Annotated in this window: 13 protein-coding genes; 8 read left to right on the forward strand and 5 right to left on the reverse strand. The window is 63.5% G+C overall.

Annotated features, from left to right (window positions below; all coding sequences use genetic code 11):
- The first annotated feature begins 21 nt into the window (after positions 1-21).
- Positions 22-870 (forward strand): DeoR/GlpR family DNA-binding transcription regulator, encoded by an 849-nt coding sequence (locus IVA81_RS15640; RefSeq protein ID WP_247319621.1) that lies wholly within the window; start codon positions 22-24, stop codon positions 868-870.
- A 2-nt stretch (positions 871-872) separates the two neighbouring features.
- Here IVA81_RS15640 and IVA81_RS15645 read toward each other — a convergent pair whose 3' ends face one another.
- Positions 873-1,286, reverse strand: a complete 414-nt coding sequence (locus IVA81_RS15645) for a type II toxin-antitoxin system VapC family toxin (protein WP_247319623.1) — start codon at positions 1,284-1,286, stop codon at positions 873-875.
- Positions 1,286-1,537 (reverse strand): type II toxin-antitoxin system Phd/YefM family antitoxin, encoded by a 252-nt coding sequence (locus IVA81_RS15650; protein ID WP_028141741.1) that lies wholly within the window; start codon positions 1,535-1,537, stop codon positions 1,286-1,288. The genes IVA81_RS15645 and IVA81_RS15650 overlap by 1 nt, the downstream gene beginning before the upstream one ends.
- A gap of 274 nt (positions 1,538-1,811) precedes the next feature.
- Here IVA81_RS15650 and glpD point away from each other — a divergent pair, with 274 nt between their 5' ends.
- From glpD to IVA81_RS15685, 7 genes are all read left to right on the forward strand, one after another.
- Entirely contained in the window at positions 1,812-3,362 is a 1,551-nt protein-coding gene (gene glpD, locus IVA81_RS15655) for a glycerol-3-phosphate dehydrogenase (protein ID WP_247319626.1), read from the forward strand.
- Positions 3,359-4,435: an ABC transporter ATP-binding protein gene (locus IVA81_RS15660; RefSeq protein ID WP_247319628.1), complete on the forward strand. Its 1,077-nt coding sequence runs from the start codon at positions 3,359-3,361 to the stop codon at positions 4,433-4,435. The genes glpD and IVA81_RS15660 overlap by 4 nt, the downstream gene beginning before the upstream one ends.
- 12 nt (positions 4,436-4,447) lie before the next feature.
- On the forward strand, positions 4,448-5,533 hold the full coding sequence (locus tag IVA81_RS15665) for an ABC transporter ATP-binding protein (protein ID WP_247319629.1): 1,086 nt from the start codon (positions 4,448-4,450) through the stop codon (positions 5,531-5,533).
- A complete protein-coding gene (locus IVA81_RS15670; protein ID WP_247319630.1) occupies positions 5,533-6,507 on the forward strand; it encodes a sugar ABC transporter permease in 975 nt (324 codons plus the stop codon). Before IVA81_RS15665 ends, IVA81_RS15670 begins: the two co-directional genes overlap by 1 nt.
- A complete protein-coding gene (locus IVA81_RS15675; protein WP_008561018.1) occupies positions 6,507-7,313 on the forward strand; it encodes a carbohydrate ABC transporter permease in 807 nt (268 codons plus the stop codon). Before IVA81_RS15670 ends, IVA81_RS15675 begins: the two co-directional genes overlap by 1 nt.
- 67 nt (positions 7,314-7,380) lie before the next feature.
- Positions 7,381-7,710 carry a DUF2160 domain-containing protein gene (locus tag IVA81_RS15680; protein ID WP_247319631.1) on the forward strand — a complete coding sequence of 110 codons (330 nt, stop codon included), beginning with the start codon at positions 7,381-7,383 and terminating at the stop codon, positions 7,708-7,710.
- Positions 7,711-7,840: 130 nt separating this feature from the next.
- Positions 7,841-9,583, forward strand: a complete 1,743-nt coding sequence (locus IVA81_RS15685) for an ABC transporter substrate-binding protein (RefSeq protein ID WP_247319844.1) — start codon at positions 7,841-7,843, stop codon at positions 9,581-9,583.
- A gap of 208 nt (positions 9,584-9,791) precedes the next feature.
- Here the strand turns inward: IVA81_RS15685 and IVA81_RS15690 are convergent, their stop codons facing one another.
- The 3 genes from IVA81_RS15690 to IVA81_RS15700 all read right to left on the reverse strand — a co-directional run bounded on the left by IVA81_RS15690 (position 9,792) and on the right by IVA81_RS15700 (position 13,107).
- Complete coding sequence (locus IVA81_RS15690; RefSeq protein ID WP_247319632.1) at positions 9,792-10,892, reverse strand: alkene reductase; 1,101 nt, start codon at positions 10,890-10,892, stop codon at positions 9,792-9,794.
- Between the two features lie 175 nt (positions 10,893-11,067).
- Positions 11,068-11,571, reverse strand: a complete 504-nt coding sequence (locus IVA81_RS15695) for a DUF1993 domain-containing protein (RefSeq protein ID WP_247319633.1) — start codon at positions 11,569-11,571, stop codon at positions 11,068-11,070.
- Positions 11,572-11,811: 240 nt separating this feature from the next.
- The gene (locus tag IVA81_RS15700) at positions 11,812-13,107 is read right to left on the reverse strand and encodes a lytic murein transglycosylase (protein ID WP_247319634.1); all 1,296 of its coding nucleotides are present in this window, start codon (positions 13,105-13,107) and stop codon (positions 11,812-11,814) included.
- Between the last annotated feature and the right edge of the window lie 97 nt (positions 13,108-13,204).

Here is a 13,204-nt window from a genome sequence, read left to right on the forward strand (position 1 = left end):
TTCTGATTTGAGGCCGTTGCCGTGACCGGATTGACCCATCGCCAAGCCGAAATCCTCAACATCGCGCGCGCTTCAGGCCGCGTCATGGTCGAGGAGCTCGCGCGCCGGTTCGAGGTCTCGGCGCAGACCATCCGCAAGGATCTCAACGATCTCTGCGAGCGGAGATCGCTGACCCGCATCCACGGCGGCGCCATCATCGCCTCCGGCGTGGAAAACCTCGCCTATGAGGCGCGCCGCTTCGTCGCCGCCGACGAGAAGAAGGCGATCGGGGCCGCGGCGGCCTCGCTGATCCCGAACGGCTGCTCGCTCTTCATCAATATCGGCACCACGACGGAGGAGGTCGCCAGCGCGCTGACCTCGCATGAGGATCTGCTCGTCATCACCAACAACCTCAATGTCGCGATGCTGCTGTACCGCCATCCACGCATCGAGGTGGTGGTCGCCGGCGGCACGGTGCGGCGCGCCGACGGCGCCGTGGTCGGCTCGACGGCGACGCAGCTGATCGGCCAGTTCAAGGTCGACTACGCCATCATCGGCGCCTCCGCGATCGACGAGGAGGGCGCACTGCTCGACTTCGATTATCGCGAGGTCCAGGTGGCGCAGGCCATCATCGCCAATGCCCGCAGCGTGATGCTGGTCGCCGATTCCACCAAGCTGCGCCGCAGCGCGCCGGTGCGCATTGCGCATATCACGCAGATCCAGACCTTCGTCACCGACCAGGAGCTGCCCGAGCGCCTGGCCACCATCTGCCACAGCAAGGGCATCGAGGTGATGGCGGCAATGCCGAAGGAGCCGGGGGAAATCGATGATGCGCAGGCCGAAGCGCACGACGCGGTGCCCGAGGCGGCGCCCGTGGTCAGGCTGAGATAGTCTTAGACATCGCCCCACGGATTGAGCAGTGGGACGCCTGTAGGTTCAAAATCTCCTACGTTGCGCGTGGCGATCGTCAAGCCGTGAACAAGCGCGGTTGCGGCGATCAGAGCGTCGCGCTCAGCCCTCGGATTGGGAACGTGAAGTTGGGCGCAGCGCTGCGCCACGGCCGTGTCGATGGGCAGGATGCGGTCTTCAAAGCGAGCCAGAATGTGATCGTCGATCCAGGCGCGCAGGACGGCACCTTGCTTGACGTCCTTCTCGATCAGGCGTGCGCCAAGTTCAATTTCGAGTATGGAAACTGCGGATATGAAGAAGTTCGCCGCGGGAATTGCATTGGCCCAGGCGACGACATTGCGATCAGCTTTATCTGGCCGCCTCAGTTCGGAGATGACATTGGTGTCCAGTAGAAACATCAGTCGAGATCAGCGGGCCGTGAGATTCCGCCGGTGATGCGAGGCGGATCGAAATCGAAATCCGCGTTCGCCTGTGCCAGGGCTTCGGCAAGGCTCATGTGCCCGCCGCTCAGGCGCAGATAGTCTTCGATGCTCAGCAGGACATGGGCCGGACGGCCGCGGTCCGTGATGAAGACGGGTCCCTTCGATGCTGCCTTCTTGGCGCCGCTCGTATCCTGATTGAACTCTCGGCTGGTCAGGGTCGTGACCATCGTCCGCGCTCCTCGCTGGCAATGCCTACCTGCAATTATATGTAGCCATGTTGCTACATTCAAGTTTTGGTCCGCCGGAATGACTACCGCTGCTGATCAATCGAGCTGACTGCCCCAAAACGTGTCCTTGCCCCTGCAATTTCTCGGCCGCATTGACGTGAAAATAGTTCCGCTTTCACTTCCTTTCGCCTCTCTTTCATCTTGCTTTCGTTTTTCGGTGTGATCTAATCAAAAACGAAAGTAACCGCTCGAAGGAACGGGCGGTCGTCGGGGGATGCGTCTGTTGGAGCGTATTTTCGACCTCGCCATCATCGGAGGCGGTGTTAACGGCTGCGGCATCGCGCGTGACGCGGTGGGCCGCGGCAACACGGTTTTCCTGTGCGAAATGAACGATCTGGCGAGCGGGACGTCGTCCTGGTCGACCAAGCTGGTGCATGGCGGCCTGCGCTATCTCGAATATTACGAGTTTCGCCTCGTTCGCGAGGCGCTGATCGAGCGCGAGATCCTCTGGGGCATCGCGCCCCACATCATCCGTCCCCTGCGTTTCGTTTTGCCGCATCATGCCGGTCTTCGGCCGGCCTGGCTGCTGCGTCTCGGCCTCTTCCTCTATGACCACATCGGCGGCCGCCATCTGCTGCCCGCTACGCGCTCGGTCGATCTTGGACGTGACGAGGTCGGCAAGCCGCTGATCCCGAATCGCTACAGTCGCGCATTCGAATATTCCGACTGCTTCGTCGACGACGCGCGCCTGGTCGTGCTCAACGCACGCGATGCCGCCGACAAGGGCGCCGAGATCCGCACCCGCACCCGCGCCACCGAGATTCGCCAGTCCGACGGCCTCTGGACCGTCGGCATGGTCAACACGCTGACCGGCGAGCGCTCGCAGATCCAGGCCCGCGCGCTGGTCAATGCCGGCGGCCCCTGGGTCGAGGACGTGCTCGGCCGCGGCGCTGGCGTCAATGCGAAAGCCAAGGTGCGCCTGGTGCAGGGCTCGCACATCGTGGTCAGGAAGCTCTACGACCACGACCGCGCCTACATGTTCCAGAACGCGGACGGCCGCATCATCTTCGTGATCCCGTACCAGGACGATTTCACGCTGATCGGCACCACCGATCGCGACTACGACGGCGATCCCGCCAAGGTGAAGGCGACGGCCGAGGAGATCCAGTATCTCTGCACGGCGGCGAGCGAATATCTGGCAAAGCCGGTGACGCCGGACGACGTGGTCTGGACCTATTCCGGCGTGCGCCCGCTCTATGACGACGGCGCCAGCGAAGCCAAGGCCGCGACGCGCGATTACGTGTTCGAGCTCGACACGCCCGGCGGGGTGCCGCTGCTCTCGATCTATGGCGGCAAGATCACGACCTATCGCCGCCTCGCCGAAGAAGCGCTGGAGCGGCTCGCCCCCTATCTCCGCAGCGCAAAAGCGCGGGAGGGCTGGACCGGCAAATGGCCGCTGCCCGGCGGCGACATGAATGTGTCCGACATCGACGGGCTGATCGCCGAGCTTCAGCGCGGCTATCCCTTCCTCAGTCACGAGCATGCGCGACGTCTCGCCCGCGCCTATGGCACAAAGGCCGTCAAGCTGCTCGGCGACGCGAAATCGGCGGCCGATCTCGGCCAGTCCTTTGGTGCGACGTTGACCGAGCGCGAGGTCCGCTACCTCATGGCCAACGAATGGGCCGTCACCGCCGAGGACGTCGTCTGGCGCCGTTCCAAGCTCGGCCTGCGACTATCTGCCGATGAGATCGGCGTGCTTGACGACTGGATCAGGACCCACACTGTGCAGCAAACTCCCCTGCTGGAAGCGGGAGGACGCTCATGACCGTGACGCTCGATCACGTGACCCGGACTGTCGAGGGCGTCCCACATATCCGCGACGTCTCACTGACGCTCGAGAGCGGGACCCTCAACGTGCTGCTCGGCCCGACGCTGTCGGGCAAGACCTCGATCATGCGACTGCTCGCCGGGCTCGACAAGCCGACCACGGGCAAGGTGGTGGTGAACGGCAAGGACGTCACAGGCGCCGACGTGCGCCAGCGTTCGGTCGCCATGGTCTACCAGCAGTTCATCAACTACCCCTCGTTCACTGTCTACGAGAACATCGCCTCGCCCTTGCGCGTGCAGGGCAAGCCGCGCGCCGAGATCGAGGCGCGTGTCGCGGAGGCAGCAAAGCTGCTGCGGCTCGAGCCGTTCCTGAAGCGCACGCCGCTCCAGCTCTCCGGCGGCCAGCAGCAGCGCACCGCGATCGCACGCGCGCTGGTCAAGGGCGCCGATCTCGTGCTGCTCGACGAGCCGCTCGCGAATCTCGATTACAAGCTGCGCGAGGAGCTGCGCGCCGAGCTGCCGCGCATCTTCGAGGCTTCGGGCGCGATCTTCGTCTATGCCACCACCGAGCCCACCGAGGCGCTGCTGCTCGGCGGCAACACGGTGTGCATGTGGGAGGGGCAGGCGCTCCAGATGGGCGTGACGTCGAACGTCTATCGCCGCCCGCAGACACTGCGCGTCGCCCAGGTCTTCTCGGATCCGCCGCTCAACCTGGTGAGCCTCGAGAAGGGGAATGGCATGGTTCAATATGCCGGCGGCAGCGCTGCGCCGGCGTCCGGGCTCTATGCTGGACTTGCCGACGGATTCTATCGCGTCGGCTTCCGTGCCCACCAACTTGGCCTCGCCAACGGCCAGACCGGCCGTCACGGCTTCCACGCCACGGTGACGGTGACCGAGATCACCGGTTCGGAGAGTTTCGTGCATCTAACCCGCGACGGATCGAACTGGGTGGCAGTGCTGCACGGCGTGCACGAGTTCGAGCCGGGCCAGACCCTCGACGCCGTGCTCGATCCCAACGACGTTTTTGTCTTCGATGCCGCCGACCGGTTGGTCGCGGCGCCGAGCTCCTGAGGGAGGTGCGCCATGGCCCGCATTGACCTCGTCGATCTCGCCCATTCCTACGGCGGCAATGATGCGCCGCAGGACAGCTTTGCGCTGAAGCCTGTTACCATGACCTGGCGGCAAGGCGGCGCCTATGCGCTGCTCGGCCCGTCCGGCTGCGGCAAGACTACGCTGCTCAACGTCATCTCCGGCATCATCACGCCGTCGCGGGGAAAAATCCTGTTCGATGGCAAGGACATCACACCGCTGTCAACCCAGAAGCGCAACATCGCCCAGGTGTTCCAGTTTCCGGTGATCTACGACACCATGACCGTGGGGCAGAATTTGGCGTTTCCGCTGAAGAACCGCGGTGTGCCCAAGGCCGAGATCGATAAGCGCGTTGCCGAGATCGGCCGCCTGCTCGATCTCGAATCCTATCTCAACCGCAAGGCGACGCGGCTCACGGCCGATGCCAAGCAGAAGATCTCGCTCGGCCGCGGCCTCGTCCGTTCCGACGTCGCCGCCGTGCTGTTCGACGAGCCGCTGACGGTGATCGATCCCGAGCTGAAATGGCAGCTCCGCTCCAAGTTGAAGGCGTTGCATCGCGAGCTCGACCTCACGATGATCTACGTCACCCACGACCAGACCGAAGCGCTGACCTTCGCCGACACCGTGGTCGTGATGCATGACGGCCGCGTCGTGCAGAGCGGCACGCCGGCCGAGCTGTTCGACAAGCCGGCCCACACCTTCGTCGGCTATTTCATCGGCTCGCCGGGCATGAACATCCTGCCGGCGGAGGTGAGGGGACGCGAGGCGCGTATCGACGGTCACGTCATCGCGCTCAACCGCGCCTACGACAATCTGCCTGCGGGCGCCAAGATCGAGATCGGCGTCCGGCCAGAATTCGTCGAGGCCGTTGCGCCTGCGCCCGGCCTGCTCACCGCAAGGATCGAGCGCATCGACGATCTCGGCCGCATCCGTTTCGCGCGGGCGCGTCTCGGCGACGCCAAGCTCGCGGCGCGGGCGCCTAGCGGGTTCACCAGCTCGGACGGCATGGCCGGACTGAAATTCGACCCGTCGCATGTCCACGTCTACGCCGACAGCCTTCTCGTGGAGGGAGCCGTCTGATGGACAAGACCGTCAACCAAAAAGCCTGGTTCCTGGTGCTGCCGGTGTTTCTGGTCGTCGCCTTCTCGGCGGTGCTGCCGTTGATGACGGTGGTGAACTATTCGATGCAGGACACCTTCGGCAACAACCAGTTCTTCTGGAACGGGGTCGGCTGGTTCAAGGAATTGCTCGATCCCTCGACCGATCTCGGCGGCCGCTTCCTCGCCTCGCTCGGCCGTAATCTGTTCTTCTCGATGGTGATCCTCGCGATCGAGGTGCCGCTCGGCATCGTCGTCGCTTTGTCGATGCCGCGCCAGGGCTGGACGGTGGCGGCCTGCCTCGTCATCCTGGCGCTGCCGTTGCTGATTCCGTGGAACGTGGTCGGCACGATCTGGCAGATCTTCGGGCGGCCCGATATCGGCCTGCTCGGCTATGTCCTGAACGCCATGGGCATCGACTACAATTACGTCTCCAACGAGATCGATGCCTGGGTCACCGTCATCGTGATGGACGTCTGGCACTGGACCAGCCTCGTCGCGCTGCTCTGCTATGCCGGCCTGAAGTCGATTCCCGAAGCCTATTACCAGGCTGCCCAGATCGACGGCGCCTCGCGCTGGGCCGTGTTCAAGGCGATCCAGCTGCCGAAGATGAATCGCGTGCTCTTGATCGCGGTGCTGCTGCGCTTCATGGACAGCTTCATGATCTACACAGAGCCTTTCGTCGTCACCGGCGGCGGACCCGGCAACTCCACGACCTTCGTGTCGATCGAGCTCGTCAAGATCGCGCTAGGCCAGTTCGACCTCGGCAAGGCGGCGGCGCTGTCGCTGGTCTACAACCTCATCATCCTGATCGTCTGCTGGATCTTCTACACCGTCATGACCAATGCGGGCGTCGAACGCAAAGTCCAGGCGGAGAGCGAGCCGGTGGCGGAGCCCAAGCCTTCGGCCGCGCTCAAGCCGGTGCCGGCGCTCAAGCCCAAGGAAGGAGTGGCCTGATGCATTCGATCCCCGGCCGTCGCCTCATCATGGGGCTGTTCCTGGTCTTCCTGCTGCTGCCGATCTACTGGCTCGTCAACATGAGCTTCAAGACCAATGCCGAAATCGTCTCGACGATGACGCTGTGGCCGCATACGCCGACGCTCCAGCACTACAAGCGCATCTTCACCGACGAGAGCTGGTACTCAGGCTATATCAACTCGCTGGAATACGTCGTTCTCAACACCATCATCTCGATCTCGGTGGCGCTGCCCGCGGCCTACGCATTCTCGCGCTACCGCTTCCTCGGCGACAAGCATCTGTTCTTCTGGCTCTTGTCGAACCGCATGGCGCCGGCCGCGGTCTATGCGCTGCCGTTCTTCAACCTCTATTCGGCGATCGGCCTGTTCGATACGCCCTGGGCGGTTGCGCTCGCGCACTGCATCTTCAACGTGCCGCTGGCAGTGTGGATACTTGAAGGCTTCGTCTCCGGCGTGCCGCGCGAGATCGACGAGACCGCCTTCCTCGACGGCTATTCCTTTCCGCGCTTCTTCATCAAGATTCTGGTGCCGTTGATCGCGAGCGGCATCGGCGTCGCAGCCTTCTTCTGCTTCATGTTCTCCTGGGTCGAGCTTCTGCTCGCGCGCACGCTGACCTCGGTATCGGCCAAGCCCATCGCGGCGATCATGACACGCACGGTGTCGGCCGCCGGCATGGATTGGGGCTTGCTTGCCGCCGCCGGCGTGCTCACCATCATCCCTGGGGCACTCGTGATCTGGTTCGTCCGCAATTACATCGCCAGCGGTTTTGCGCTCGGCCGCGTGTAAGGAGTAGAGCATGATCCCGAAAAGTGGAAACCGGTTTTCGGACCAGATCATGCGAAAGGAGTAGAGCATGGAATCCATTGCATGGATGGCCTGGACGCTGCCGACGGCGATCTTCTTCGCCGCGCTCGCCTGCACGCTCGCCGTGATGACGTGGCTCGCGGCGGTCTATCCCGAGGCCGAGCGCGTCGGTGTGCTGCGCATCCCGACCACGCGTGGTGACCGCCTGTTCATCTCTCTGATCTTAGCGGCCGTCATCCACCTTCTCTGGATCGGCTTCTTCGGCACCGATGCGATCGCAACGCTGCCGATCGGCGAGGAGGGCGTCGAAATTTCGCGCCTGTGGCTCGCAAGTGGAATTTCGCTGGTGACGGTCGTGCTCATATTCCGCACGGTCTGAAGCTCGCGAAGGGACGGCCAGATCCGGGGGCAATCCGGGTCTGTATAAAAGTTTGTCGCTGCAACGGAGGAACAACATGCGACAGTTTAGGAGAAGGAAAGGTCCATTGGCCAAGAGCAGTTTTCTGACCATGTCCAGCGTCGCCGCCATTGTTGCGGCGTCGTTCGCCGTCTCGGCGCCGGTCCGCGCCGCCGACGAGGCCGTGATCCAGAAGTGGATCGCGGAATTCACGCCCTCGACGCTGTCGAAGGAAGACCAGAAGAAGGAGCTGGAGTGGTTCGCCAAGGCGGCCGAGCCGTTCAAGGGCATGGAGATCAACGTCGTCTCCGAGACCATCACGACCCACGAATATGAATCGCAGACGCTGGCCAAGGCGTTCTCCGAGCTCACCGGCATCAAGCTCAAGCACGACCTCATCCAGGAAGGTGACGTCGTCGAGAAACTGCAGACCCAGATGCAGTCGGGCAAGAACGTCTATGACGGCTGGATCAACGATTCCGACCTGATCGGCACTCACTTCCGCTATGGCCAGACCATCGCGCTGTCGGACTACATGACCGGCGAGGGCAAGGACGTCACCGACCCCATGCTCGACGTCAACGACTTCATCGGCAAGTCGTTCGGCACTGGGCCGGACGGAAAGCTCTATCAGCTGCCCGACCAGCAGTTCGCTAACCTCTATTGGTTCCGCTACGACTGGTTCACCAACGCCGACTACAAAGCCAAATTCAAGGCCAAGTATGGCTACGAGCTCGGCGTTCCCGTGAACTGGTCCGCCTATGAGGACATCGCCGAGTTCTTCACCAACGACGTCAAGGAGATCAACGGCGTCAAGGTCTACGGCCATATGGACTATGGCAAGAAGGACCCCTCGCTCGGATGGCGCTTCACCGACGCCTGGCTGTCGATGGCCGGCAACGGCGACAAGGGCATTCCGAACGGTCTGCCCGTCGACGAATGGGGTATCCGCATGGAAGGCTGCCGTCCGGTCGGCTCTTCGGTCGAGCGCGGTGGCGACACCAACGGTCCGGCCGCGGTCTACTCGATCACGAAATATCTCGAGTGGATGAAGAAGTATGCCCCGCCGCAGGCTCAGGGCATGACCTTCTCCGAGTCCGGTCCCGTGCCGGCGCAGGGGAACATCGCCCAGCAGATGTTCTGGTACACCGCCTTCACCGCCGACATGGTGAAGCCCGGCATCGCCGTGATGAACGCCGACGGTACGCCGAAATGGCGCATGGCTCCTTCGCCGCACGGTTCGTACTGGAAGGAAGGCATGAAGCTCGGCTATCAGGACGCGGGCTCGCTCACGCTCCTGAAGTCCACTCCGCCGGATCGCCGCAAGGCCGCCTGGCTCTATCTCCAGTTCATCGTTTCCAAGTCGGTGTCGCTGAAGAAGAGCCACGTCGGTCTCACCTTCGTCCGTGAATCCGACATCTGGGACAAGTCGTTCACCGAGCGCGCGCCGAAGCTCGGCGGCCTGATCGAGTTCTACCGCTCGCCCGCGCGCGTGCAGTGGACCCCGACCGGCAACAACGTGCCTGACTATCCGAAGCTCGCGCAGCTGTGGTGGCAGAACATCGGCGATGCGTCGTCCGGTGCGAAGACGCCGCAAGCCGCGATGGATGCCCTTGCGGCGGCTCAGGACTCCGTCATGGAGCGCCTGGAGAAGTCCGGCGTGCAGGGCGCCTGCGGTCCGAAGCTCCACAAGAAGGAGAAGCCGGAGTACTGGTTCGCGAAGGCCGAGAAGGACGGCACCATCGCGCCCCAGCGCAAGCTCGCCAACGAGAAGCCGAAGGGCGAGACGGTCGACTACGACACCCTGATCAAGTCGTGGCCGGCCACCCCGCCCAAGCGCGCGGAAGCGAAGTAAGCGGCGCGTAACGTCATCAAATGCGAAAGGCCGGGAGCGATCCCGGCCTTTTTCTATTGGTGAGGTCGCTGCGCTGTCTCCACACCGTCATTGCGAGCAATCCAGAAATATTTCCACAAGTGGCAGTCTGGATTGCTTCATCGCCAGCGCAAAATTGCTTCGCAATTTTGTCGCGAGCTCCTCGCAATGACGGAGGAGAGAGCGGAGATTACTCCGCCGGCTCGGGCGCCAGCGTCGGGTAATCCGTGTACCCCTTCACGCCGCCGCCGTAGAACGTGTTCTTGTCCCAGTCGTTCAGCGCGGCGCCCTGCTTCAGCCGCTCGACGAGGTCGGGGTTGGAGATGAAGGGCTTGCCGAAGGCGATCAGATCGGCCGCGTTGGCGTCCAGCACCTTGGTTGCGAGATCGAAATCGTAGCCGTTGTTGGCGATGTAGGCGCCGGTGAAGCGCTTGCGCAAGGACGCATAGTCGAACGGCGCGATGTCGCGGGGACCGCCGGTGGCGCCTTCGACGACGTGGAGATAGACCAGCTTGAGCCCGCTGAGGCCGTCGACGATGTGGTCGTACAGGGCCTGCGGATTGGAATCCGAGATGTCGTTGGCCGGCGTCACCGGCGAGATGCGGATGCCGGTACGATTCGCTCCGGCCTCGGCCACGACGGCTTTGGAGACTTCCAGCATCAGCCGCGCGCGGTTCTCGATCGGGCCGCCATAGGCGTCCGTGCGCTTGTTGGCGCCGTCCTTGGCGAACTGCTCGAGCAGGTAGCCGTTGGCGCCGTGGATCTCGACGCCGTCGAAGCCGGCCTCGAGCGCATTCTTCGTCGCGCGCTTGAAGTCGTCGATGATTCCTGGAATCTCGGAAAGCTCGAGCGCGCGTGGCTCGGAGACATCGGCAAAGCCGCCATTCACGAAAGTCTTGCCCTTGGCGCGGATCGCGCTCGGCGCCACCGGGGCGGCGCCATTCGCCTGGAGGTCGACATGCGAGATGCGGCCGACATGCCAGAGCTGGATGAAGATCTTGCCGTCACGCTCATGCACGCGGTCGGTGACCTTGCGCCAGCCGGCGACCTGCTCGTTGCTGTAGATGCCGGGGGTGTCCTGGTAGCCCTGCCCTTGCTGCGAGACCTGGCTCGCTTCGGTGATCAGAAGCCCTGCGGAAGCGCGCTGGCCGTAATAGTCGGCGGCGAGCGGGCTGGGCACGAATGTGCCGGGCGCGGCTCGATTGCGCGTCAGCGGCGCCATCACGAAACGGTTCGCAAGCGTGATCGGACCGAGCTTATAGGTCTCAAACAATTTGGTCGGACGGCTCATTTGGGATGTTCCAGACAGTGAAAGGTCAGGAACACTTGTGCATCGCGGCATCATGCGCAAGAGACGAGCCATACGGAAAGTGCAGGCGAGCTACGCGGCAAGTCCCGCGTAGCATGATTCATGTGCAATTCCGGTCGCGGCAGCGGATTTCGTCTGCCGCGTGCGGTTTGGCAAATCAGGTCAGGCCCATGAAATCGCGCTTGCCGATCTCGACGCCGTTGTGACGCAAAATGCCATGGGCGGTCGCGGCGTGGAAATAGAAGTTCGGCAGCGAGAACGCGCTCAGGAACTGCTGGCCCTTCATCGTGATGGATTTGTCCGGTCCGGCCGGGAAGGTGACGTCTTTGGTATCGGCACCCTCGAACTGCTCCGGCTTGAACGACTTCACGTAATCGATCGTCTTTGCCAGCCGCTGCTTCAACTCCGCGAAGCTCGTCTCGGTGTCGGGCGGGGAGGGCACCTCGCTGTGGGTCAGCCGGGCACAGCCCTTGGCGGCGAAGTCGCTGACGATCTGGACCTGCTTCGACAGCGGCAGCATGTCCGGGAAGAGGCGCGAGCCGAGCAGGACGCTGGGGTCGATCTTCTTGGCCGCGCAATGCGCCTCGGCTTTGGTGAGCAGGCCGGTCACGCTGTTCAGCATTTGCAAATAGGCGGGGACGACGGCGTCGTAGAAGGACATGTGATGCTCGCTTGTGAATGGGAAATCTCAGGAGAAAACCTGAGCCACTCACATGGGAGCCTCATGGAAAAATACAATCGCGGGGAGCGCTTGTGCGATGCGAAAATTCTATTTCGTCACCCTCCGCTGTCATCGCCCGCCTGATCGGGGCGATCCAGTCCTCCGAGATGCTCGTGGTTCACTTGAGAGGCCGCGGCGTACTGGATTCCCCGCTTTCGCGGGGAATGACTACGGACAGCTTTAACGAACCACCCCCGCCGGCTGCACCTGCGCCGTGCCGCCGCGCATGCGCGCCAGCAGCTCGGCGGTCGGCCAGGAATCGGCGGGCAGGCCGTATTTGATCTGCATCGCCTTCACGGCGGCGCGGCTCTGCTGGCCCAGCACGCCGTCGACCTTGCCGACATTGAAGCCGGCGCGCACCAGCAGCTGCTGCAATTCCTTGAGCTCGTTGAATGGCAATTGCGCCACCGGCGCCGCCGGCTTGCGCATCGGCGCTGCGCCCGCAATGCGCGAGGCGAGATAGCCCGCGGTGGTCGAATAGATCAGCGAGTTATTCCACTCGGTGTAGGCCGCGAAATTCGCATAGGCCATGAAGGCCGGCCCAAAGCGCCCCATCGGCAGCAGCACGGACGCCGCGAGATTGTCGTTTGGCAAGGAACGGCCGTCGGGATAGGTGATCCCTAGCTGCGCCCATGTCGAGCGTGGCTCTCGCACCGTGAGATCGGTCTTATCCCAGGGCAGGTTCGGCGGCACCTTGATCTCTTCCAGCCACGGCTCGCCGCGCCGCCACTTCAAGCCGTTGGCGATGTAGTTCGCGGTCGAGCCGATCACGTCGGCCGGCGAGCGCAACAGGTCGCGTCGTCCGTCGCCGTCATAGTCGACGGCGTAATTGACGTAATGCACGGGCAGGAATTGCGTCTGCCCGAGCTCGCCGGCCCAGGAGCCGATCATCTCGTCGGGATGCAAATCGCCGCGGTCGATGATCTTCAGCGCGGCGATGGTCTCGCCCACGAACATCTCGGAGCGGCGGCAGTCATAGGCGAGCGACACCAGCGACCGCAGCGTCGGCAGATTGCCCATGTTGGCGCCGAAGTCGCTCTCGAGCCCCCAGAACGCGGCGATCACCGCCGGCGGCACGCCATATTCCTTCTCGGCGCGCGCGAATGCGGCAGCGTATTGCTTGATGTGCTGCTGGCCGTTCTGCATCCGATAGGGCGCGGCCATGCGGCCGGCGAATTCGGTGAAGAGCTGGCCGAACACGCGCTGGCCGCGGTCGCGGTTGACGATGCCCTGGTCGTAGACGAGATAGGGCGAGGTCTCCGCGATCGTCCGCTGCGACACGCCGGCAGCCACCGCTTGGCTCTTCACGTCGGCCAGGAAGCGATCGAAGCTCGCGCCATTATGGCATGAGGCCGAGCGCGGCGAGGGCGCCTTGGGCGCTGCGGGCTTGGTGGGCGGTGGAAGCATTTGGGCGGAGGCGGTGGCGGCGCATGCGAGAAGCGCGACGGCCGCGATCAGAAATCGGGTCTGGACCATAGGGGTTCCGGCGGGGAGGGCAGGCGTGGACTCGCCCGAAGTTTAGGTGAAGTAATAGCCTCAGGCCATCCCTTCATGCTCTGTCAGCGCAGGGAAC

Source organism: Bradyrhizobium sp. 141 (assembly GCF_023074055.1).
In the GTDB taxonomy this organism is placed as follows: domain Bacteria; phylum Pseudomonadota; class Alphaproteobacteria; order Rhizobiales; family Xanthobacteraceae; genus Bradyrhizobium.